Below are 22,979 nucleotides of genomic sequence, written 5' to 3' on the forward strand. Positions count from 1 at the left end.
GAGACCCGTGAAAATAAAAGAAATAACCGTCCTTGCAGGCGTCATCGGCATCGTTCTTATGATGATTCTACCGATCCCTTCATGGTTGCTCGACATTTTGCTCGTGATCAATATATCGATTGCTTTGATGATTCTACTTGTGTCCATGAACACGAAGGAAGCTTTACAGTTCTCTATTTTTCCTTCATTGCTGCTCATCACAACTTTGTTTCGTCTGGCGCTTAACATTTCGACGACCAAGCTCATTTTAGGTGAGGGACATGCCGGGGAAGTAGTGGCTACGTTCGGTAGTTGGATTGCAGGTGGACAAATTGCGGTCGGTTTTGTTGTCTTCCTGATTCTTGTGGTTGTGCAGTTTATCGTGATCACCAAGGGCTCCGAGCGGGTTGCTGAGGTAGGCGCACGGTTTACACTGGACGCGATGCCGGGTAAACAAATGAGTATTGATGCTGATCTGAACGCAGGTCTGATCAACGAACAGCAAGCCCGTGAACGGCGTAGTAAAATTGAGCGGGAAGCGGATTTTTATGGAGCAATGGATGGTGCCAGCAAATTTGTTAAAGGTGACGCCATTGCCAGTATCATCATTTTGATTATCAACCTGGTCGGCGGTTTTATTATCGGTATGGCTGTTCAGGGTAAAGGGTTTCAGGAGGCGCTGTCTACTTACTCCGTTTTGACCATTGGTGATGGACTGGTTAGCCAGATCCCCGCATTGCTCATTTCAACAGCGTCAGGTCTGATCGTTACACGTGCTACATCTGATGGAAACTTGGCGGATGATTTGACGGAGCAGCTCTTTTCATATCCAAAGCTAATTTACATCGTGGCTGCCACGATTGCTTTGTTGGGCTTGTTTACTCCTATTCATATCATTACGACCCTTCCACTGGCTGTTCTGTTGTTTTTGGCGGCCCGAAGAATGCAGGGCAATATGGAACGTAAGCAGATTGCTGATGAACAGCTGGAAGAAGAGCAACAGATTGAAGAGGTGCGCAGTCCGGAAAGTGTCATTAATTTACTTCAGGTCGATCCGATCGAATTCGAGTTTGGATACGGGCTGATTCCGCTGGCTGATACGCAGCAGGGCGGGGATTTGCTAGACCGGATTATTATGATCCGTCGTCAATGTGCGCTGGAACTGGGCTTGGTTGTGCCGGTCATTCGTATACGGGACAATATCCAGCTCAAGCCGAACGAGTATGTAATCAAAATTAAAGGCAATACGGTAGGCGGCGGGGAATTGCTGTTAAACCATTATCTGGCAATGAGCCCGGGATACGACGACGATTCCATTACAGGCATCGAAACGACAGAACCAGCCTTCGGATTGCCTGCGCTCTGGATTGATGAGAATACCAAGGATGTTGCGGAGCTTTCCGGTTACACGGTTGTGGACCCTCCTTCGGTTGTAGCTACTCATTTGACGGAAACGATTAAGAAACATGCCCACGAGCTGCTTGGCAGACAGGAAACGCGGTCGCTGGTCGACAATCTCAAGGAAAATTATCCGGTGCTTGTGGACGATCTTATTCCTTCTGTGTTGGCGATTGGAGATGTACAAAAAGTGCTGGCCAAGCTGTTAAAAGAAAAAATCTCCATCCGCGATATGGTGACCATTTTCGAAACGCTGGCTGATTACGGCACTTATACAAAAGATCCGGACGTGCTGACTGAATATGTTCGCCAGGCGTTATCTCGCCAGATTACTCAACAGTTCGCCCAGCAGGGAGAGACGCTACGTGTCATTACCGTGGGGCCAGGGCTGGAGAAGAAAATTGCCGAAAGCGTGCAACAGTCGGAGCAGGGCAGCTATCTGGCACTTGATCCGGTATCCACGCAGACGGTGTATCAAAGGATGATGGAGCAAATCAATCGTCTCATTCAATCTGGGCAGCAGCCTATCGTATTAACATCACCGACGATTCGTATGTATTTGCGGCAAGTGATGGAACGGACGATGCAGGATGTCCCGGTACTGTCGTACAGTGAGCTGGAGCCGAACGTTGAAATTCAAAGTGTCGGGGTGGTGAACTTATGAGAGTGAAACGATATGTAGTGGATACAATGCCGGAGGCCATGATGCAAATCAGAGGTGATTTCGGAACGGATGCCGTCATTTTGAGCACCAAGGAAATGAAGATCGGCGGATTCATGGGTATGTTCGGAAAAAAGAAAATCGAGGTCGTCGCTGCGGTAGAGGAGCAGCAGCTTCAAAAACCACGACGGGTCCAACCGTCACAGCAGCAGTCGGTTGAGGCTTTTCCACCCATGAATGCTCCTGAGCAGCAGGAAGTACCATCGTCACCAGTGGTTCCCAGACAAGCCGCACCTGAAGCCTATCGACGGGTAACGCAAATGACGAACAGTTCCAAGGAGGGGTTGGCTGATTTGCTGGCTGGCTCCGAACAAGCTGCCTCAAGCATAGAGCGTTCTTCATACGAGGCTGGTTATAATGTGGAAACAGAAAAAGAAGTTTTTACCAATAAATTGTTTAAGCTACCTTCAGAGGCAAGCCTTCCAGACAAGATAGGGGCAGAGGAAAATCAAGCCCTGCTTCATGAATTACGGGAAATGAAAGCTATGATGACTCGAATTTCCCGCAATTCTGTGATGGAAAATACTTGGCCGGAACCGTTACAAAAGATTTGTGAGCGTATGCTGGAGCAGGAAGTGGAACGCGATTTGCTGGAGCATTGGCTTGAACGGGTATATGAGCGCCGAAGTGAGCATCCGTCTGATCCTGAATCCTTTGATTGGGAACATGCTCTTCGTGCAGAAGTGGCCGGTTTCATTCGGGAAAGGCTGGACAAGGGCATCTCAAAAGATACCAAAATTGTGTATGTGGCAGGTCCAACCGGAGTGGGAAAAACGACGACCATTGCCAAGCTGGCGGCAGAACAGCTGTTTAAGCATCAACGCAAAGTCGGATTTATTACCTCTGACACGTACCGTATCTCGGCTGTCGAACAGTTGCGTACATACGCTACGATTTTGAATGTTCCGCTTGAAGTCGTGCAATCTCCCGGAGATGTTCACAGAGCTATTCAGCGTCTGGAGCATTGTGACTTGATCCTGATGGATACTGCAGGACGAAATTACCGTAATGAGCTACTCGTTTCGGAATTGCAAAGTCTGCTTTCACCTATTAAGGAAAGTGAGACGTATCTAGTGCTTAGCCTAACGTCCAAAAGCAAGGATATGCTCAACATAACCGGACATTTCAGTAAGTTTGGCCTTGGTAAGGTTGTATTTACCAAAATGGATGAGACAGGTAGTTGTGGTGGTATGTTTAATCTGTTGCACCAGTTTCCTATGCAACTGGCCTATATTACGAACGGTCAAAATGTACCTGACGATCTACTGCATCCAGATACAGAAATGGTGACAAACCTCCTGTTCGGAACCACAGAATCGTCAGGAGATACTGAGGATTCTGTATGAGTGATCAAGCCCAATCTCTTAGGCAAATGGCTTCAGCCCTAGATAAGTATCGACTGCCTGCACGTAATCGTCATGCCAAAATAGTGACAGTCACCAGTGGTAAGGGTGGTGTGGGCAAATCTAATTTCACCCTTAATTTTGCTTTGGCCTTGCAATCACTTGGCCGAAAGGTACTCGTATTTGATGCAGATATCGGTATGGCCAATATTGATGTGTTGATGGGTGCCAATTCAAGATACAATCTTCTTCACCTGTTAAAACGTGAAAAATCAATGGCCGAAATTGTTCAAACGGGCGTTGGAGGCTTACCTTATATTGCTGGAGGATCGGGCTTGAGCGAGCTGTTTACTTTATCCGATGACGATTTGAACTATTTTGCCGATGAGGTGGAGAAAATTGCCGCAGATATGGATTATGTTTTGTTTGACACCGGTGCGGGGTTATCTAAAGAAAATCTTAAATTTATCACATCCGCTGACGAATGTATGGTCGTAACTACGCCAGAGCCGACGTCTTTAACGGATGCTTATGCGCTGATCAAAGTCGTCAGTGGATTGCAAAAGGATACAGTATTCAAAATTATAGTCAATCGTGCCGATAACGATAATGAGGCCCGTCAAGTTGCTGATAAGATAGCGCTAGTTGCCCGACGATTTTTGGAGATCGACATTCCGTTGCTGGGACATATCAGTGATGACAATCATGTCATGCAGGCAGTCAAAAGGCAGGTGCCTTTTTCAATTGCTTATCCGGGATGTAAGGCATCCAGAGATGTGTTGAATCTGGCGCATCGCTTTGCAGCGATGCCACAGGCTCCACATTCAGGTGCTTTAAGTGGAATCAAAGGGTTTATGCAAAAATGGTTGCGGCGTTCGGCGCAATGATTTTGATGAAAGAAAACAGAGGTGTTTAACATGTGTGCTTACCGGGTGCTGGTTGTGGATGATTCGGCCTTTATGCGCAAAATTGTTTCAGATTTAATTGTAAGGGATGATTCGTTCGACATCGCAGGTACAGCCGCCAACGGCAAAGAGGCAGTAGAGAAAGTGAAGGAGCTACAGCCTGACCTGGTCACAATGGATGTCGAGATGCCTGAAATGAATGGCCTTGAAGCGCTCCCTCTGATTATGGCGGCCCATCCGCTTCCGGTCATTATGCTCTCTGGTATTAATGAACAAGGTATGAAGGAGACCATTATGGCTCTGGAAGCAGGAGCTTTCGATTTTATACGGAAGCCCTCCATCTCTCATGCTCAGGATATCCAGCAGGTGGGCAAGGCGCTATTGGAGCAGATGCACACCGCTATGCAAGCAGTCCGCAGCCGATTGGAGCGCAAGGAAGCTAACGAACGAAAAGCGGCGCTGGAGCAGATTCCAGAAGGAAAAGCTGTGGCTGACAAGGGAGCGGAAGGTAAGGCTCTTATTTCACCGATTGCTTCTGCAAATGCTGCACCGGTTCCGTCGAAGAGGGATACTGGAAAGTCTCTTCCGGCAGCCAAGCCTGAACAGAAACGGCCACAGACGGGCAGTTCTGTGTCTGACAGCCGTTTAAGTAAGCCGGTCGCCCAGCCACGGAAGACGGCGCAAGCACCTGTTACGCAGAAGAAGGAGGAGCCACCTAAGGCAGCTGAACGTACGCCAGGGCTACTAAATATTTCCGATACGGCTGCAGCCAAATTGTTGCACGCCACGGATAAGGGAGGGCTAATCAAGCCGGAGCCTCGAAAAACGGTGTCTACTACGCCGGTTCCTTCGGCTCCAGTTGCTTCTATGGCTGCTACGCCCCCAGTGACGGCGCCAATAGTTCCAGCAGTGCCTAAGGGGTTCTCTCTTAAAAAAGGAGGAGTGTATTCGCCCAACTTTCGCAAGCTGGTGGCAGTCGGATGTTCTACGGGTGGGCCGCGTGCGCTCAAGACGTTGCTGGAACACATTCCGGGGAATTTTCCCGCTCCGATTGTCATCGTGCAGCATATGCCGCCAAACTTTACCCGTTCGCTGGCACAGCGTCTGAATACGTTGAGTCCGCTCCGGGTGGTTGAAGCTGAGCAGGGGATGACGTTGGAGACTGGAACAGCTTATATTGCTCCGGGAGGATATCAATTGAGAATTGTGCCGGGAGCCAGTGGTAAATACACCGTATCACTGAAGACGGAAGAAGCTCGTAACGGTCACCGGCCTTCTGTTGACACGATGTTCGAATCGTTACTCCCGTTAACCACTCTGGAACGGCATCTGGTGTTGCTGACTGGCATGGGAAGCGACGGGGCTAAAATGATGAAAAAGCTTTATGATGCAGGGGTACAGTCCACATTTGCTGAAAATGAGGAAACTTGCGTAGTGTACGGAATGCCCCGCTCGGCTGTAGAGTTAAAATGTGTGCGCCACCTTCTGCCGATGCAGGAGATCGCCCCCAAGCTTGTACAAGTTGTGAAATAATCGGAGTGTAACTCATGGAGGAGGTGTCTCACAATGGACATGAACCAATATTTAAACATGTTTATTGATGAGTCGAATGATCATCTGCAATCTCTTAACGAAAAAATGCTTCAACTGGAAAGTAGTCCTACCGATCTGGGCATCGTTCAGGTGATTTTCCGGTCTGCCCATACCCTCAAAGGAATGGCTGCTACAATGGGTTTTGAAGACCTGGCATCGCTCACTCACCAAATGGAAAACGTTCTTGATCTAGTACGTAACAACAAGCTTGCGATGCAGGAATTTATATTCGATACCTTTTTTAAAGGGTTGGATGCGTTGGAGTCCATGGTACAGAACATTACAGAGGGTGGCGATGGAAAAGCGGATGTATCCTCTATTGTAGCTTCACTGCAATCCATCGTGCGTGGCGATTTCCAAAAAACTGGCACAGATGCTGTTACTGAGGCGGTTACGCCGAAAAAAGCGGCGGATAGTGAAAGCGCGGGTCTTGTGCTGGATCAGTTCCAGTATTCTGTACTGGAGCAATCTATTGCTGAAGGGCATCGGGTTCACTATATACAGGTAACGATTAGCTCAGAAAGCCAGTTGAAGGCTGCACGTGCCTTTATGGTATTTAATACGCTGGAGAACTCCGGTGAAATCGTAAAAGCTTATCCGTCTGTACAGGATATTGAGCAGGAGAAATTCGAACAAAATTTCTCGTTATATTACATAACGCAGAAAGAGGTAGGAGAGCTGGAGAAGGAAATTGCTGGTATTTCCGAAATCGAATCTGTCTCCGTTGTACAGCTGGATCAGGAATCGCTTAAGCAAATGAGCGAAGTCAAGGCTGGGCTGGCAGAGACTGCTGCGGTGCAGGAAGCCCCGGTAGCTGTACAACAACAGTCCGCTGCATCCCAGCCGCAGTCTCCAACTGCGGCCTCCGGTGCGAAGCCAGCTGATGGTAAAGCTCAAGTAGCCAAGCCTGCAGCACCTACGCACAACCGTACGATTCGTGTAGACATTGAACGTTTGGACGTATTGATGAATTTGTTCAGTGAATTGCTTATTGACCGTGTACGGTTGGAGCAGCTGGCGAGTGAGGCTTCTAATCCGGCGCTGACTGAAACGGTAGAACATATGAGCCGCGTAAGCAGTGACCTGCAAAATGTTGTGCTTAAATTGCGGATGGTACCCGTGGACACGGTTTTCAATCGTTTCCCGCGTATGGTGCGTGATCTAGCCAAATCGCTGGATAAAAAGTTGGATTTGGTCGTTACTGGCGCGGACACTGAAATGGACCGTACCGTTATCGACGAAATCGGTGATCCGCTAGTGCATTTACTGCGCAACTCTGTGGATCACGGCATTGAGCCAGTAGCGACCCGTATTGCGGCAGGCAAACCGGAGACAGGAACAGTTCATTTACGTGCTTTCCACAGTGGCAATAACGTTTTCATTGAGATTGAAGACGATGGAAGCGGCATTAATCGTGAGAAGGTACTGAAAAGTGCCATTTACAAAGGGATTATGACTGAGGAACAAGCAGCTGCAATGAGCGATGAAGAGGCCCATCAAGTACTTTTCGCTCCGGGATTCAGTACAGCTGAGGTCATTTCGGACGTTTCAGGACGCGGCGTTGGACTCGATGTAGTTAAATCTAAAATCACTTCCCTTGGTGGTAACGTTACGATTCATTCTGTCCTGGGAAAAGGAACTAATTTTTCTGTGCAGTTGCCACTGACACTATCCATTATTGCGGCCATGATGATACAGATCGGTTCCGAAAAATATGCGATTCCGTTGTCTTCTATTGTGGAGACTGCGATCGTCAAACGGACACAGATCCGTTCTGTACACGGCAACAAAATGATCGCTTTCCGCGAATCCCATATTCCGCTTATCTCCTTGAGTCAGCTGTTTGAAGTGCCAGACTTCAATGAGGATGAAGAAGAAGAGACAGAGGTTGTTGTTATCCGCAAGGGTGACCGTCTGGCAGCACTTTCTGTTCAGGATTTTTTGGGACAAAGTGAAATTGTCCTTAAAAACCTTGGCAAATACCTTCCGAACATCCAAGGAATTTCAGGCGCCACGATTCTGGGTGACGGTCAGGTTGCTTTGATCATTGACCCTAATGTTTTCATTAAATAATGTCTTCATTAAAAATGAAAGAAATGTGAAATTGCTGACATCCATAAGGAGGGTTTTTAGACATGGGAGAAGAAATTAAAGTTATCGTATTTAAACTTGGTGAAGAGGAATACGGTGTCGAAGTAGAAAAAGTCCAATCCATTGAGCGCATGGTGCCGATTACACGTGTTCCAAGAACATACGATTTTGTCAAAGGCGTATTCAATATGAGAGGTGTGGTCATTCCCGTTATTGATTTACGTGGTCGTTTTGGATTGTCTGAGGCGGAGTATACTGATCAAACCCGAATTATCATCGTTGCAGTGGGTGAGATGCAAGTCGGCTTTATCGTTGATTCGGCGAACGACGTAATTGACCTGAATACCGACAACATTGAGACACCACCGGAGGTCGTTGGCGGAGTCAAGGCTAAATATTTGCGTGGAGTCGCTAAAATCGGTGAAGAGCGCTTGCTCATCATGCTGAATTTGTCTGAGGTGCTGAATCGGAGTGAAATGAACCAACTGGAAGGCTTAGAGGATTAATTTATGGAAAATCTTGAGAATCTCGAAGATTTCAAGTTGGATGTTTTGAAGGAAGTCGGTAACATTGGTTCCGGGAACGCTGCTACAGCACTCTCCCGACTTCTGAATAAACCCGTTGATATGGGCGTACCTAAAGTACAGATGCTGCCTTTTGAGGAGATTGCCGAAAAGGTTGGCGGGAATGAGCAACTTGTCGTTGCGATATTTTTCAGAGTCGAGGGCGAAGCTCCAGGCAATCTCTTTTTTATATTGCAACCTCATGCAGCAAAAAGTCTGCTTTCCCGGCTGGCGAATATTCCCTCGGATGATGAGGACAGCTTTAACGAAATGGAGCATTCGGCTCTGTCTGAAATCGGAAATATTTTAGCGGGTTCATACTTGTCCTCGTTGGCTGATTTCACCCGGTTGTCCATGTATCCGACGGTTCCCGCACTAGCTTTGGATATGGCTGGGGCCATTCTCAGCTACGGATTGTTGCAGTTTGGTCAGATGGGGGATGCAGCCCTGTTGATTGACACATCGTTTCTGGAGGGGCAGAATCAGATTGAGGGTCAATTTTTCCTGATTCCGGATCCGGAATCGTTTGGTAAAATATTCAGGTCGTTAGGAGTCCCGATGAACGATGATTGAGGATAAAAGCATCATCAAAGTGGGCATGGCAGACTTGAACGTAACCAGCAATCCAAACTCGATTCGTACGACAGGACTTGGTTCCTGCGTCGGATTGACCCTCTACGATCCTCATTTAAAACTGGCTGGTATGGCACATGTAATGCTACCATCCTCAGACATTGCACGTGAAGGGCAGCTTAACATCGCCAAATATGCGGATACCGCGTTGCCGGAACTATTTGAGCGGATGCTGAAATTGGGAGCCGAACGCCGCAGACTGGTTGCCAAAATGGCAGGGGGAGCGCAAATGTTTGCCTTTGCCGGCAGCGGGGACACCATGCGAATTGGTCCGCGCAATGTGGAGTCATGCAAGGAAATGCTCGTAGATCTCGGTATTCCTCTGCTTGCGGAGGATACAGGTGGTAGTTATGGCCGAACGATTGAGCTGGACTGTGAAACTGGCGTTTTGAATATTCGAAGCGTACAAAAAGGTGTAAAGGAATTATAATCATGTTATTTGGCAGCTTACGCATTAATCTTTGGTCTGGAGTAGTCGGATTTATTCTGACTTTTGTGTTGTCCACTGGCAGCAATCTGCTGACCACGAGCTTAATTCGTGGCTTGGTCGCTTTCGTTTTTTGGTTCCTGCTTGCATTTGTGCTGCGCTGGACACTGGGTGTCGTAGCGCGGCCAGATCTGGGTAATGCCCAAAGCCGGGCAAGCTCTCAGGTGGATGGCGTGGGGGGGAAACTGGACCTGACGACACCAGACGAAGATGAAAACCTGAATGAATTGTTGAAGCCGAAACCAGAGCAGACGGACGGGAAAAACACCGATTTTGCGCCTTTAAACCCGCCTAAGCTGGTTTCAAACAAGGACTCTGAAGAATTGGCCAAGGCCGTTCGTCACCTGACAGACAAACAAGGAGGGTGAAGCCGATGAACGAGCGAAAAGCCGCTCATTTAAACCATTCCGAACTGTGGGAGCAATGGAAAGAACACGGTGACAAGGAAGCAAAAAAGCAGCTAATTGAGAAGTACCTGCATATTGTGGAATATGTGTCGGGACGCCTTGCAGTAGGTTTGCCTAAAAATGTATCTAAGGATGACCTGGCCAGTAACGGTGTCATGGGCTTGATTGATGCTCTTGAAAAGTTTGACTATGAACGTGGTTTGCAGTTTGAGACGTATGCTTCCTGGCGCGTTCGAGGAGCGATTTTGGATGGTCTTCGCCAAGGAGATTGGGTTCCACGTTCGGTCAGGGAAAAAGCGAAAAAAATTGAGGATGCTTACCAGCATCTAGAGCAGAGATACTTACGCACAGTAAGTGACGAAGAGATGAGCCATTATTTGGACGTCTCCGAAAAAGAGTTTCAAAATATGATCCAGGAGGTCGCTGTTATGTCGATCGTTTCACTGGAGGACCCGATCCGCGAAGAAGAATCGGAGACACGACTTTCCCTTTTAGTGGATGAAAAGGCGAAAAATCCGGATCACAAGGTCAATGAATTTACACTTCGTGATGCCCTTGCACAAGGCATTGACAAATTGACTGAAAAAGAACGTATCGTTGTTTCTTTATTGTATTACGAGGATTTGTCTCTCAGTGAAATTGCTGAGGTCATGTCGCTTTCCCCTTCGCGTATTTCACAACTACATTCCAAAGCCATATTGCGGCTGAGGGCGACACTGGACAAACAGCGGGATCTGCTAATGCGTAAAGATTAAACATACGGGAGGTTACAGTAATAGTTAGACGGAAGGAGCACCCCTGTGGAGAAGCAATATGCTTTGGACCAGTATTTAAAAGTGGTCGTCTCACCCGATAAACTTAGCGCTTATTTGGAGTTTGCCAAACGTGAAGAAGGCTTTTCGTGTTCTGTGGAAGAATTGGAGCGGTTCCTGAGTAACCAAAAAATAAGTCATGGTTTGATTACTGATGAGATTCATACGTTTGTGGCAAGATCGGAAGATTATTTCTTCACCAAATTGCTGATTGCTGAGGGAACACCGCCGATTCATGGTACGGATGGAAAAATTAATTTGGCTGAAGTTGTGACTGGTGAAGATGCACGTAAGCCGCTTGAAACCTCGGATGGACGAGTGGACTATAAAGAATTAACCCGTTTAAAAAATGTAAAGCGTGGACAATTGATTGCCGAGCGGATTGATCCATTGCCGGGTGTACCTGGTATTGCCGTCACGGGAGAGGGAATTCCTTATCTTCCAGGCAAAGAGGCACGTTTTAAAGTAGGGAAAAACGTAGTTGTTCATCCAGAAGGCGTTGCAATGTACGCAGCTATCGACGGACTGGTGACTACGACTGAAAAGGGTAAGCTCAATGTGTTTCCCGTATATGAAGTGAACGGGGATGTGGATTATAGCGTCGGCAACATTGATTTTGTTGGAACCGTCGTCATTCGTGGTAATGTCCTGACAGGTTTTCGTATTCGGGCGGCTGGCGACATTCGTGTCATTGGCGGTGTGGAAGGTGCTGAATTGGATGCGGAAGGTTCGGTTGACATCAGTGGTGGTATTATCGGATACCATAAGGGGTATGTGAAAGCTGCACAAAATGTGAAATGTTCTTTCATACAGGATGGTAATGTGATTGCGGGGGCCGATATACTTGTTTCCCAAAGCATTATGCATTCCCAGATCAAAGCCAGTAAGAATGTACTTTGCGGAGGGGCTAAAGGACTCATCGTAGGTGGTAGTGTACAAGCTGGTGAAAAGGTAGTGGCACGTACGATCGGTAATACGATGTCCACAGCCACTATAATCGAAGTAGGTGTACTGCCAGAGCTGCGCGATGAGTTGACTGAACTCCGGGCACGTTTGAAGCAACAGACAGACAGCCAGGATAAGACCAATAAGGCCCTCACCATATTGGACCAGCTTGCTGCTGCTGGACAGCTTGCCCCTGAAAGAATGGCGATGCGAATCAAGCTGACATCTACTAAAAAATCAAATGACAACGAACTTCTGGAAACCAAATCAAGAATGCTTGAGATCGAACGAACCTTGGAAGATACTAGCCGCGCACGGGTAGAAGTCAAAAACGTTATTTACGGCGGCTCTAAAATAGTTATCGGCAGATATACAAAATTTATTAAAGATTCAGTGGAAAGAATGGCGTTTTATTATCATGAGGGTGATATCAGTATGTCCTCCTCCGTGTAATCTGGCACAGGGATAACGAGTTTCCTTATTCCTCGGAAAACAGATACGGATGCCCAATCGGAAAGGGTGTGGTCCAATGAGCCTGAAAGCTGTTGAATTACAAATCGCCGTACCTCGTACCAGTGAAGCGGGTAAGTATCAAAGCGAATACCAGCAACGTCCGATGAATGAGCAAGCGTTGTTAGGGCAAAAGTCCGAGCAGGAGACGGAAAAGATTCGCCAGAGAAGCAGTTCGGTGGATGAATCTGCGGAAACATTCGTTGGTGAGAGGGAAAATGGAGGGCAGGGCAGTGATACTTCCAGTCAGAGCCGATCTCGGTCCGGTGAGAATATACTGCCCAAGGAGCATCCTGCAGAGCATCCATACAAGGGACATCATATAGATTTTTCGCTCTGATCCGACAGGTGGAGAAGCGTTATAAAAGGAGACGATGGGCAGTGGATCAACCATGGATATATATTGTTCTGCTGGGCGCCGCAGCTGTTGTCTACGCCTGGCTGCTGCCGAAGCGGCAGCCAGGCAAGGGAACAGAAGAGGCCGTCGTTCAAAAGGTCGAGGCCACCTTGGAGCAATATATGGCCGATATTGAAAACGGCAATGATGAGCTGATAGAGCTTGTATCCGGCATAAAGCAGGAACATGCAGTTAAACAGGCCTCATTGCAAGAGCAAGTGGCTGAGCTTCGGAACCGAATTGTGGAGCTTGAACGCCAGGCTGCGATTGCTTCAGCATCTACACAGACAGTGCCTGGATCTGAGGTACTACTACATACAGGTACCCCACATCAGGCGGTGGCAGCTTATGGCCAGTTCCGCAATACGCAGACTGTTATTCCCATACAAGCAGAGCAGTCTGACAACTCTATTGTAGCTGTGGAAGACCAGACCCCGTTGCAAGAGGCTGAGCCTGTAGCTCAGCAGGAATCTATCCGTGAGCGTTATCAGGAACTGTTCGAGCTGTATGAGCAGGGCAAATCGGTGGATTACATTGCTAAGCAATCAGGCATCCAACGGGGCGAGGTACAGCTCATATTACAATTGGCGGAAAGGGAGGACCTGACGTGATCAAAAATCGTTCATTTATGCTGGGCATGGGCACCGGACTTATTACAGGCGCACTACTGCTGCAATTGGCGATGATCGGTCAGGGTCAATCGCAGCCGTCTTCAGCGGACCCGAAAAACATGACTCGTGAGCAATTGGAGGAGGCGGCAGCCGGACTGAATCTTCAAATTAGTGAGAGTTCTGATCCGAAGATGACAGAAAAGGAATGGCGTAACAAGGTGATCAAGGAAGGCAATAAAACACCGGTTGCCCCCAAAAAGGCAGAAGCGGCGCAAATTCCGTCGACACCAAAGACACCTGCCAGCAGAACGCCTTCGGCTACTTCTAAGCCTTCAGCAAGCACGTCCGCACTCCAAAGTTCGGATAAGCCGCAAACTAAAGGTTCGAGTGCTACGACTACTCCAGACACCCCTAAACAGCCATCCACTCCGCAAGTGCAATATAGCATTGTATCGGGAAGCAATCTGAGGAGTGTGGCATCTGGTTTGCAGAAGGCAGGCATCGTATCGGATGCCAGTGCGTTTGAGGCTGAGGCTAAGGCTCAAAAAATCAATACCAAAATACGTACCGGTACCTATGAGTTTGCCAAGGGTGAGGATTTTGGTTCTATTATTACTAAAATTACAAAGAAGCCGTCCAACTGACCGTGATCGGGAAAGTGGGCGGCTTTTATTTTTCTCTAGAAAGCTCTACAGGCGGGAATAATCAGTCACCTTTCGCGCTTATCTTGCTATTGTCGAAAAGTTGGTTGCAACGCTTCGGGTGTTATGGTATATTAAATAACGGTGTTAAAAACGCACGTCGATTAATTTTGTAAAGGGTGCTTTCCAAATAGAAAGTCTTTGCAAGAAATGATGTCGGCGGAGGACACACAAAAAACCAAACTTAGGAGGTGTGTGAAGATGGCAGTAATCTCCATGAAACAGCTTTTGGAAGCTGGGGTTCACTTTGGTCACCAAACACGTCGCTGGAACCCGAAAATGGATCGTTATATCTTCACTGAAAGAAACGGTATTTACATCATTGACTTGCAAAAGACAGTGAAAAAGGTTGAGGAAGCTTACAACTTCGTAAAAAGTATTGCAGCTGAGAATGGTACAATTCTGTTCGTAGGCACGAAGAAACAAGCACAAGATTCTGTTAAAGAAGAGGCAGCTCGCGCTGGTCAATTCTATATCAACCAACGTTGGTTGGGAGGTACGCTGACTAACTTCCAAACCATTCAAAAACGTATTGATCGTTTGAAACAATTGGAAGCTTGGGAAGAAGACGGTACATTCGCTGTACTTCCTAAAAAAGAAGTTATCATTCTCCGTAAAGAGAAAGATCGTCTTGAAAAATTCTTGGGCGGTATCAAAAACATGAAGGGCCTTCCAAGCGCTCTGTTCATCATTGATCCACGCAAAGAACGCATCGCTGTTGCTGAAGCTCGCAAATTGGGTATCCCAATCGTGGGTATCGTTGATACAAACTGCGATCCAGACGAAATTGACTATGTTATCCCAGGTAATGACGACGCTATCCGCGCTGTTAAATTGCTGACAGGTAAAATGGCTGATGCAGTTATGGAAGCAAACCAAGGCGAAGAAACTACAGCATAATATTTCCTTACGGAAATCCTATAAGAATTAAATGAAAAGGGTGGTTGGCAGGTGTATAACCTCTCACTACCCTTTTTTTAAGGAATAAAGCTTGTGTACACCACTGAAAATCAAATTTGGAGGGAAATAATATGGCAGTTAATGCTAGCGCGGTAAAAGAACTTCGTGAAAAAACAGGCGCAGGAATGCTGGATTGTAAAAAAGCGCTTGAAGAAGCAAACGGTGATTTGACAAAAGCAGTTGAAGTGCTGCGTGAAAAAGGACTTGCAGCTGCAGCGAACAAAGCAGGCCGTATTGCTACTGAAGGCGTTGTTGAATCCTACATCCATGCTGGCGGCCGTATCGGCGTACTGGTAGAAGTAAACTGCGAAACAGACTTCGTAGCTAAAACAGACCAGTTCAGAGAATTTGTGCGTGACATCGCTATGCATATCGCTGCATCAAACCCTCGTTATGTTCGTCGCGAAGAAGTGCCACAGGAAGAGATCGAAAAAGAAAAAGAAATCCTGAAAGCACAAGCTTTGAACGAAGGCAAACCAGAAAAAATCGTTGAGAAAATGGTTGAGGGCCGCATTGGTAAATTCTATGAAGAGTTCTGCCTGTTGGAGCAATCTTTCATTAAAGATCCAGACAAAACAATCTCCACAATCATCAACGAAAAAATCAGCACCATTGGCGAAAATATTTCCCTGCGTCGTTTTGTTCGTTTTGAACTGGGCGAAGGTTTGGAGAAAAAAGAAGACAACTTCTACGAAGAAGTTATGTCTCAAGTGAAACAATAATTACCAACGAACGGTAATTGCATACAGAAGAGCGAAGAATTGGAACACATCAGTGTTCCTTTTCTTGCAACAGGACATCTATCCTGTACATAAAATATAGTCGATATTGGAGGGTGATCATTTGGAAAAACCTGTGTTTAAGCGTGTTGTTCTGAAAGTCAGCGGAGAGTCGCTGTCAGGCCCGAACGGTTACGGTATTGATGCGGATACAATTGCGTCGATCGCCGAGCAGGTCAAGGACGTTGTCGAACTGGGAGTAGAAGTTGCTATCGTGTGCGGAGGCGGCAACATTTGGCGGGGTATTGCTGGAAGCGCCAACGGAATTGACCGGGCAACAGCCGATTACATGGGTATGCTGGCAACGGTGATGAACTCACTGGCACTGCAGGATGCTTTGGAACAAATTGAAGTTCCTACGCGTGTACAGACATCTATTGCGATGCAGCAAATTGCTGAGCCTTACATTCGTCGTAGAGCTATCCGCCATCTGGAAAAAGGCCGGGTTGTTATTTTTGCAGCAGGTACAGGGAATCCGTTCTTCTCTACCGATACTACGGCTGCCCTGCGTGCTGCCGAAATTGAGGCTGAAGTGATTCTGATGGCTAAAAATAAAGTGGACGGCGTGTATTCAGCTGATCCATTTAAAGACAGCACAGCCGAGAAGTATGAGCAACTTACGTATTTGGATGTGCTCAATAAAAATCTCGGTGTCATGGACTCTACGGCTTCCTCGCTGTGCATGGATAACAATATTCCGTTGATTGTCTTTGCTATTACAGAGCAAGGTAACATTAAACGTGTCGTGTTGGGTGAGAAAATTGGCACGATCGTCAAAGGGAGTGTAAATTAATGCCACAATCTGTGAAAAAGAGCGCTGAAGAGCGCATGCAAAAAGCCATTCAGTCGTTGCAACGTGACCTTGCATCTTTGCGCGCTGGTCGAGCGACACCAGGTCTACTGGATCGCGTTCAGGTTGAGTATTACGGTGCAATGACTCCGGTCAATCAGTTGGCTAATGTAAATACACCGGACAGCCGGACTCTAATGATTCAGCCTTGGGATAAATCCTCCCTGGCCGACATTGAGCGTGCTATCCAAAAATCTGATCTGGGTTTGACCCCTTCCAATGACGGAAACACCATTCGCCTGAGTATTCCTGCATTGACAGAAGAACGCAGAACGGATCTGGTGAAGCTGACGAAAAAGAACGGCGAAGAAGCGAAGGTCGCCATTCGTAACATTCGTCGCGATGCGAACGATGATATTAAAAAAATGGAGAAAACTGATATATCCGAGGATGAATCCCGTAAATATCAGGAAGAAATCCAGAAAACAACAGATAAATTCATCGCCGAAGTGGATAAAATTTTGGCTGCAAAAGAAAAAGAAATTATGGAAGTATAAGAGACTGATAGCCCCTCCCTTACGGTGGGGTTTGTCTCTTTTCAAGCCAGAGGCACATTTTCAGAGAATGCTGGAGGAACTGGAATGATCAAATGGGTTCGGTCTTGGTGGAACGGGGAACAAAAACAGCAAACACCGGCCATATCAAAAGACAATATTCCGCAGCATGTTGCTGTTATTATGGATGGGAACGGCAGATGGGCCAAACGGATTGGAATGCCGCGAATTGTAGGGCATCAAAATGGAATGAAGGCAGTGAAGCGCACAGCGATTGCTGCAGATGAACTAGGCATTAAATATTTGACCTTATTTGCTTTTTCAACTGAAAATTGGTCGCGTCCTAAGGATGAAGTCGATTTTTTGATGCGGCTCCCGCAAGAGTTTCTGGCTATTGAGCTTGATGAGCTGATTGAAAAAAATGTACAAGTGCGTATGATGGGAAATAAGGAGCATTTGCCATCTCATACCGTTGATGCGTTGACTGAAGCGACTCGGCGAACCGAAAATAATACCGGACTTGTTCTTAATTTTGCATTAAATTATGGAAGCCGGCTAGAAATCACTGAATGTATGCAAGCGTTGGGTCGTGAAATTGAGGATGGGAAGCTTACATCCGGAGATATTACGCCTGAACTGATTGAGAATTCTTTGCTCTCAAGTGGTATGCCGGACCCTGACCTGCTGATTCGAACAAGTGGTGAGCTAAGACTCAGCAATTTTATGCTATGGCAACTTGCTTACAGTGAGCTATGGTTTACTGATATTTATTGGCCTGAGTTTAAGAAAGAGCATTTATACGAAGCAGTAGTCGAATATCAGCGAAGATCACGGCGGTACGGCGGATTGAAGTAAATGGAGGATGAAAGCCGTTGAGACAGAGATTGATTACCGGTATTGTGGCAGGCGTATTTTTTTTGGCGATGGTCCTGTGGGGCGGTTTAGCCTACCATTTGCTCATTTTGGCTATGGCCCTAATCGGATTCTATGAATTCGCGCGAATGACCAGGGTATCTCCTTTCGGCGGTACAGCGTTAGTTGGCTATGCAGGAATATTAGCTTTTGTATTTCCTTATCAGCCCTTGGGTCTGCACTCACCATTACCGTCTATAAGTCTGCTTTGGCTGCTGATGATTATTTTTATGATCATTACGGTGGGAACGAAAAATAAAATCACAATTCAAACGGTGTCCATACTATTTCTCGGTACCGTTTATATAGGCTTTGGATTTTCGTATATGGCGGAATCACGCCATATGGAACATGGGCTTTTATGGACTTTTTTGTTGCTGGCTTGCATTTGGGCAAGTGATGCAGGGGCTTATTTTGTAGGCAAAATGGCGGGGAAGACAAAGCTATGGCCTGCGATTAGTCCAAACAAAACAGTCGAAGGATCTATTGGCGGGATTGTTTTAGCGTTAGCTACAGCACTGGTATTTGCCGGATTGTCAGAAGGGCTGCTGCCGTGGGACAAAGCTTTCGCTATCGGTTTATCTTGTGCAGTTGTAGGTCAACTGGGCGACTTAGTGCAATCTGCGTACAAGCGGGTGTACAACATTAAAGATTCGGGTAATCTGCTGCCAGGGCATGGTGGTATATTAGACCGCTGCGACAGCTGGATTGTCGTTTTTCCAATTGTACATATGCTGATGCTGCTTCCATGATCCTTACCTGGTGGTTACAGTTTATGTTAGGTTAAAGTTAGCCACAGAGTAACGGTTATTTTCAAGATAGGAAGGTGCTTCATGAAAAGAATTACGGTACTCGGCTCAACCGGGTCTATTGGAACACAGACGCTGGATGTCGTATCTATGCACCCGGATCAGTTTGCCGTAGAGGCTTTAGCAGGTGGCTCAAATATAAAGTTGCTTGCTGAGCAGGCGCATCTATACCAACCCAAGAAGGTATCCGTCGGCACCAAGCAACTGGCGGAGGAAATCCGTCCTTTGTTGCCTTCCGGAATGGAACTGCATTGGGGGAATGAAGGACTCGTCGAGCTGGCTGCGAATACAGATGCAGATATGGTTGTGACAGCTGTAATGGGCAGTGTCGGATTGCACTCCACGCTGGCCGCGATTGAGGCTGGAAAACAGATCGGTTTGGCCAATAAGGAAACACTGGTTACCGCCGGTCATCTGGTCACAGAACGGGCTCGGGCGAAAGGAGTGCCGTTGCTGCCGATTGACAGTGAGCATTCGGCTATTTTCCAATGCTTAAATGGTGAGCGTATGAAAGATGTAGCACATATTACTCTCACGGCATCGGGTGGTTCTTTTCGTGATTTGACAAGGGAGCAGCTTCTGGAGGTTACGGTAGAAGATGCATTGAAGCACCCCAATTGGTCGATGGGTGCCAAAATTACGATTGATTCGGCAACGATGGTAAACAAAGGGCTAGAGGTCATTGAGGCGCACTGGTTGTTTGGACTTGATTATGAGCAGATTCACGTACTATTGCATCCTGAAAGCATCATTCATTCTTATGTAGAATTTGTGGATACCAGTATTGTCGCCCAACTGGGCAACCCTGACATGAGAGTTCCTATTCAATACGCTTTAACCTATCCTAAACGGATGAAGTCTCCGGCCAAGCCGCTGTCACTGGCTGAGGTGGGTCAGCTCCATTTTAAGGAAATGGACTTTAATCGTTTTCCTTGTTTAAGGCTTGCCTTTGAATGTGGTAAAATGGGTGGTACAGCACCAACTGCATTTAATGCGGCTAATGAGATTGCTGTTGCCCGTTTTCTGCGTGGAGAAATTTCTTTTCTGCATATTGAAGCCGTTATTGAGCGTGTATTGGAGCGGCATGTCAATGTCACTAACCCTGATCTGGCTGCGATCGAAGCCTGTGACCGTGAGGTTCGCAGCGTAGCTGCCGGGATATAAGCTGAATTTGGGTTCGAGAAGCGAATTGCGATTCTCTTGTGTGGGATCGGAGAATAATGATAATCTAGGAAGACAAACTCTCATTGAAAGGGGAACGGAAACGATTGGAAACGATTCGAATAGTTTTGATGACGGTGCTCATGTTTTTCGTCATAGTGACGGTGCATGAATGGGGGCATTATTATTTTGCCAAACGCGCCGGGATCCTGGTACGGGAGTTTGCGATCGGTTTCGGCCCGAAACTGTTTTCTTATAAAAGAAACGAGACGCGATTTACACTACGTTTGCTGCCGTTCGGTGGTTTTGCACGCATGGCAGGAGAAGATCCGGAAATCAATGAAATTGAAGCAGGACAAACAATTGCTGTACGCGTAACGGACGGTATGGTCAAAACCATTTATTTGGACCAATTGGATAACCGCAAAAATGTGGTGCGCGGCGAAGTGCAGCACATTGATCTGGAGCAGGCACTAACTGTAAAATTGGATGTGGATGGCGAAGAACAGCAATATACGGTGCATCCGCAAGCGATGATGGTAACCAAAGGGCAATCCATCCAGATTGCGCCTAAGGATCGACAGTATGGCAGCAAAACAGTAGGACAGCGTGCGATGGCTATTTTTGCTGGACCGCTGATGAATTTTATCCTTGCCTTTGTTCTGTTTGGTCTGCATATCCAAATGGTCGGCGTACAAGTGGACAACCCAATTTATGTTCAGATTAATGACATTACAGCGGGTATGCCTGCTGCTGAAGCTGATTTGCATAAGGGTGATATCATTGAATCGGTGAACGGGGTTGCGATTGGTGCAAACGTTGAAAATATGATCAAACTGATTGCCGATTCCCAAGACAAGCCGATGAAATGGGTTGTTCGTCGGGATAACAAAACTTTTGATCTGACGATTACACCTCGTGCAATGGAAGGACAAAAGGGGGGGAAAGTGGGCATCGTGCCTGAACTTCCGACACGGCAAGCAGGAGTCGGGGAAACGTTTAAATTTGCTGGACAGTCCATGGTACGAACGACCGATATCATTTTCCAGGGGTTTAGTCAGCTTATCCAACGTTTCTCCATTAATGATCTGGGAGGCCCGGTACGTACTTTTGAAGTGACAGGACAAATTGCCAAGCAGGGCATTGAGCAGCTTACGTATTGGACAGCTATAATGAGTCTTTATTTGGGGATATTTAATCTGTTGCCAATTCCGGCGCTGGATGGAAGCAGACTTGTTTTCCTCGGTGTAGAGGCAGTAAGAGGACGTCCAGTTGACCCGAGTAGGGAAGGTATGGTCCATTTCGTTGGTTTCGCCATGTTGTTCCTGCTCATGATTGCGGTCACCTATAATGATATTTTACGATTAATTAATGGTTAATTAGAGACGGACTTTTATAAAAGGGTCTGTATGGGAGGACATGCGTTTCTATGTCGAACGATAAACAGTTTGTCGAGGAAATTACGCCACAGAGCGAAGATTTTTCCCGATGGTATATTGATGTTATTAAAAAAGCTGAACTGATGGATTACTCCCCGGTTCGCGGATGTATTGTGTTCCGTCCCGACGGTTTTGAAATTTGGGAGCATATCAAGGAAGCCATGGATGTGCGTTTCAAAGAAACAGGTCATCGCAATGCCTATTTTCCGATGTTTATTCCCGAGAGTTTTTTCCAAAAGGAAAAAGAGCATGTCGAAGGGTTTAACCCTGAGCTTCCTTGGGTAACCGAGGCTGGCGGGGAAAAATTGGAGGAGCGCCTTGCAATCCGTCCAACTTCAGAGACAATGATCGGTCATATGTACTCCAAATGGATTCAATCCTATCGTGATCTGCCAGTGCTTATCAACCAATGGGCCAACGTGGTTCGTTGGGAAAAACGCACGCTTCCTTTCTTGCGTACGAGTGAGTTTTTGTGGCAGGAAGGTCATACTGCTCATGAAAATGAGGAAGAAGCACGCGAAGAAACGATGAAAATGCTGGAAGTATACCGCGAGGTTATCGAGGAAGTACTGGCTATCCCAGTTATTACCGGACAAAAAACGCCTTCTGAAAAATTTGCAGGTGCGAAGGATACTTTCTCACTGGAAGCGATGATGAAGGATGGGCGTGCGGTGCAGGCGGGAACTTCCCACTACATGGGAACCAATTTTGCCGTTGCTTTTGATATTAAATACTTGAGCCGGGACAATAACCTGGAATACGCTCATACCACTTCATGGGGAACAAGCACGCGTCTGATTGGTGCGCTGATTATGGTTCATGGGGATGACCGTGGTTTGGCTTTGCCTCCTAAGGTTGCGCCTACACAGGTCATTATGGTGCCTATCGGGCCGCCTAAGAAGCGTGAAGCAGTGATTGCCCGTGCAGATGAACTGTTCGCTGAACTGAAACAGGTGGGCGTACGTGTGAAAATGGACGATCGCAGTGATGTGAGTCCAGGTTGGAAGTTTAACGAATATGAAATGCGCGGTGTACCGGTGCGTCTGGAAATCGGACCTCGTGATATGGAAAATGGCGTTTGCGTGCTCGTATCCCGTATCAGTGGCGAGAAAAAGATTGTACAGCAGGATAACCTTGTTGAGGAAGTCCATGCGATGCTGGCACAGGTACAGCAGGAAATGTTTGATCGTGCCAAGAGCTTTATGGATGAAAACTTCTATTCCGTAGATACGCTGGATGAAATGAAGGCGCTTATGGAAGAGAAACGCGGCTTTACTTTGGCAGGCTGGTGCGGATCTGAAGAATGTGAAGACAAGGTCAAAGAAGTGACAGGCGCTACAAGCCGTAATATACCTTTTAAAACTACCGAGCAAAAGACCACATGCCTGTGTTGCGGCAAATCAGCCAAGCATACTGTAGTGTTCGCACGGGCGTATTAATAAAGAAGTAAAGCTATACCACTATACTCACTTCGTTCTC

At 47.0% G+C, this 22,979-nt stretch carries 23 protein-coding genes; all 23 read left to right on the forward strand.

The annotated features are described in order from the left end of the window. The first annotated feature begins 7 nt into the window (after window positions 1–7). The 23 genes from flhA to proS all read left to right on the forward strand — a co-directional run bounded on the left by flhA (window position 8) and on the right by proS (window position 22,939). Window positions 8–2,041 carry a flagellar biosynthesis protein FlhA gene (gene flhA / locus ACIFQM_RS15850; protein ID WP_430040236.1) on the forward strand — a complete coding sequence of 678 codons (2,034 nt, stop codon included), beginning with the start codon at window positions 8–10 and terminating at the stop codon, window positions 2,039–2,041. After that, a complete protein-coding gene (gene flhF, locus ACIFQM_RS15855) occupies window positions 2,038–3,444 on the forward strand; it encodes a flagellar biosynthesis protein FlhF (RefSeq protein ID WP_430040234.1) in 1,407 nt (468 codons plus the stop codon). The genes flhA and flhF overlap by 4 nt, the downstream gene beginning before the upstream one ends. Then, window positions 3,441–4,328, forward strand: a complete 888-nt coding sequence (locus tag ACIFQM_RS15860) for a MinD/ParA family protein (protein ID WP_430048623.1) — start codon at window positions 3,441–3,443, stop codon at window positions 4,326–4,328. Before flhF ends, ACIFQM_RS15860 begins: the two co-directional genes overlap by 4 nt. Window positions 4,329–4,358: 30 nt before the next feature. Continuing rightward, complete coding sequence (cheB, locus tag ACIFQM_RS15865; RefSeq protein WP_430040230.1) at window positions 4,359–5,879, forward strand: chemotaxis-specific protein-glutamate methyltransferase CheB; 1,521 nt, start codon at window positions 4,359–4,361, stop codon at window positions 5,877–5,879. 33 nt (window positions 5,880–5,912) lie between these two features. Then, window positions 5,913–8,012 (forward strand): chemotaxis protein CheW, encoded by a 2,100-nt coding sequence (locus ACIFQM_RS15870; protein WP_430065759.1) that lies wholly within the window; start codon window positions 5,913–5,915, stop codon window positions 8,010–8,012. A 62-nt stretch (window positions 8,013–8,074) separates the two neighbouring features. After that, entirely contained in the window at window positions 8,075–8,536 is a 462-nt protein-coding gene (locus ACIFQM_RS15875; RefSeq protein ID WP_014281101.1) for a chemotaxis protein CheW, read from the forward strand. A gap of 3 nt (window positions 8,537–8,539) precedes the next feature. Beyond that, window positions 8,540–9,166 (forward strand): chemotaxis protein CheC, encoded by a 627-nt coding sequence (locus ACIFQM_RS15880; RefSeq protein ID WP_025684945.1) that lies wholly within the window; start codon window positions 8,540–8,542, stop codon window positions 9,164–9,166. Further along, a complete protein-coding gene (locus ACIFQM_RS15885) occupies window positions 9,159–9,656 on the forward strand; it encodes a chemotaxis protein CheD (RefSeq protein ID WP_025684946.1) in 498 nt (165 codons plus the stop codon). Before ACIFQM_RS15880 ends, ACIFQM_RS15885 begins: the two co-directional genes overlap by 8 nt. 2 nt (window positions 9,657–9,658) lie before the next feature. Beyond that, complete coding sequence (locus tag ACIFQM_RS15890; RefSeq protein ID WP_430040225.1) at window positions 9,659–10,081, forward strand: hypothetical protein; 423 nt, start codon at window positions 9,659–9,661, stop codon at window positions 10,079–10,081. 5 nt (window positions 10,082–10,086) lie between these two features. After that, window positions 10,087–10,875: a FliA/WhiG family RNA polymerase sigma factor gene (locus ACIFQM_RS15895; RefSeq protein WP_013309911.1), complete on the forward strand. Its 789-nt coding sequence runs from the start codon at window positions 10,087–10,089 to the stop codon at window positions 10,873–10,875. Between the two features lie 45 nt (window positions 10,876–10,920). After that, window positions 10,921–12,330 (forward strand): DUF342 domain-containing protein, encoded by a 1,410-nt coding sequence (locus ACIFQM_RS15900; RefSeq protein WP_430040224.1) that lies wholly within the window; start codon window positions 10,921–10,923, stop codon window positions 12,328–12,330. A 76-nt stretch (window positions 12,331–12,406) separates the two neighbouring features. Further along, window positions 12,407–12,727 (forward strand): hypothetical protein, encoded by a 321-nt coding sequence (locus ACIFQM_RS15905; protein ID WP_430040222.1) that lies wholly within the window; start codon window positions 12,407–12,409, stop codon window positions 12,725–12,727. 41 nt (window positions 12,728–12,768) lie between these two features. After that, window positions 12,769–13,395: a DUF6115 domain-containing protein gene (locus ACIFQM_RS15910; RefSeq protein ID WP_430040220.1), complete on the forward strand. Its 627-nt coding sequence runs from the start codon at window positions 12,769–12,771 to the stop codon at window positions 13,393–13,395. Then, window positions 13,392–14,039 (forward strand): endolytic transglycosylase MltG, encoded by a 648-nt coding sequence (locus ACIFQM_RS15915; RefSeq protein WP_430040216.1) that lies wholly within the window; start codon window positions 13,392–13,394, stop codon window positions 14,037–14,039. Before ACIFQM_RS15910 ends, ACIFQM_RS15915 begins: the two co-directional genes overlap by 4 nt. Window positions 14,040–14,297: 258 nt before the next feature. Further along, a complete protein-coding gene (gene rpsB / locus ACIFQM_RS15920) occupies window positions 14,298–14,996 on the forward strand; it encodes a 30S ribosomal protein S2 (RefSeq protein WP_013309916.1) in 699 nt (232 codons plus the stop codon). A gap of 131 nt (window positions 14,997–15,127) precedes the next feature. Continuing rightward, the gene (gene tsf / locus ACIFQM_RS15925) at window positions 15,128–15,778 is read left to right on the forward strand and encodes a translation elongation factor Ts (RefSeq protein ID WP_430040215.1); all 651 of its coding nucleotides are present in this window, start codon (window positions 15,128–15,130) and stop codon (window positions 15,776–15,778) included. Between the two features lie 121 nt (window positions 15,779–15,899). Next, window positions 15,900–16,628: a UMP kinase gene (gene pyrH / locus ACIFQM_RS15930; RefSeq protein ID WP_013309918.1), complete on the forward strand. Its 729-nt coding sequence runs from the start codon at window positions 15,900–15,902 to the stop codon at window positions 16,626–16,628. Then, window positions 16,628–17,182 (forward strand): ribosome recycling factor, encoded by a 555-nt coding sequence (frr, locus tag ACIFQM_RS15935; RefSeq protein WP_430040213.1) that lies wholly within the window; start codon window positions 16,628–16,630, stop codon window positions 17,180–17,182. Before pyrH ends, frr begins: the two co-directional genes overlap by 1 nt. Before the next feature lie 84 nt (window positions 17,183–17,266). Further along, window positions 17,267–18,034: an isoprenyl transferase gene (locus ACIFQM_RS15940; protein WP_430040211.1), complete on the forward strand. Its 768-nt coding sequence runs from the start codon at window positions 17,267–17,269 to the stop codon at window positions 18,032–18,034. A 17-nt stretch (window positions 18,035–18,051) separates the two neighbouring features. Then, window positions 18,052–18,843: a phosphatidate cytidylyltransferase gene (locus ACIFQM_RS15945; RefSeq protein WP_430065761.1), complete on the forward strand. Its 792-nt coding sequence runs from the start codon at window positions 18,052–18,054 to the stop codon at window positions 18,841–18,843. 81 nt (window positions 18,844–18,924) lie between these two features. Next, window positions 18,925–20,064: a 1-deoxy-D-xylulose-5-phosphate reductoisomerase gene (locus ACIFQM_RS15950; RefSeq protein WP_430040207.1), complete on the forward strand. Its 1,140-nt coding sequence runs from the start codon at window positions 18,925–18,927 to the stop codon at window positions 20,062–20,064. Between the two features lie 104 nt (window positions 20,065–20,168). Then, a complete protein-coding gene (gene rseP / locus ACIFQM_RS15955) occupies window positions 20,169–21,440 on the forward strand; it encodes an RIP metalloprotease RseP (protein WP_430040205.1) in 1,272 nt (423 codons plus the stop codon). 50 nt (window positions 21,441–21,490) lie between these two features. Next, a complete protein-coding gene (proS, locus tag ACIFQM_RS15960; RefSeq protein WP_430040203.1) occupies window positions 21,491–22,939 on the forward strand; it encodes a proline--tRNA ligase in 1,449 nt (482 codons plus the stop codon). The last annotated feature ends 40 nt before the right edge of the window (window positions 22,940–22,979 follow it).

This window comes from Paenibacillus sp. NRS-1782 (genome assembly GCF_050467685.1).
Taxonomy (GTDB): Bacteria; Bacillota; Bacilli; order Paenibacillales; family Paenibacillaceae; genus Paenibacillus; species Paenibacillus terrae_A.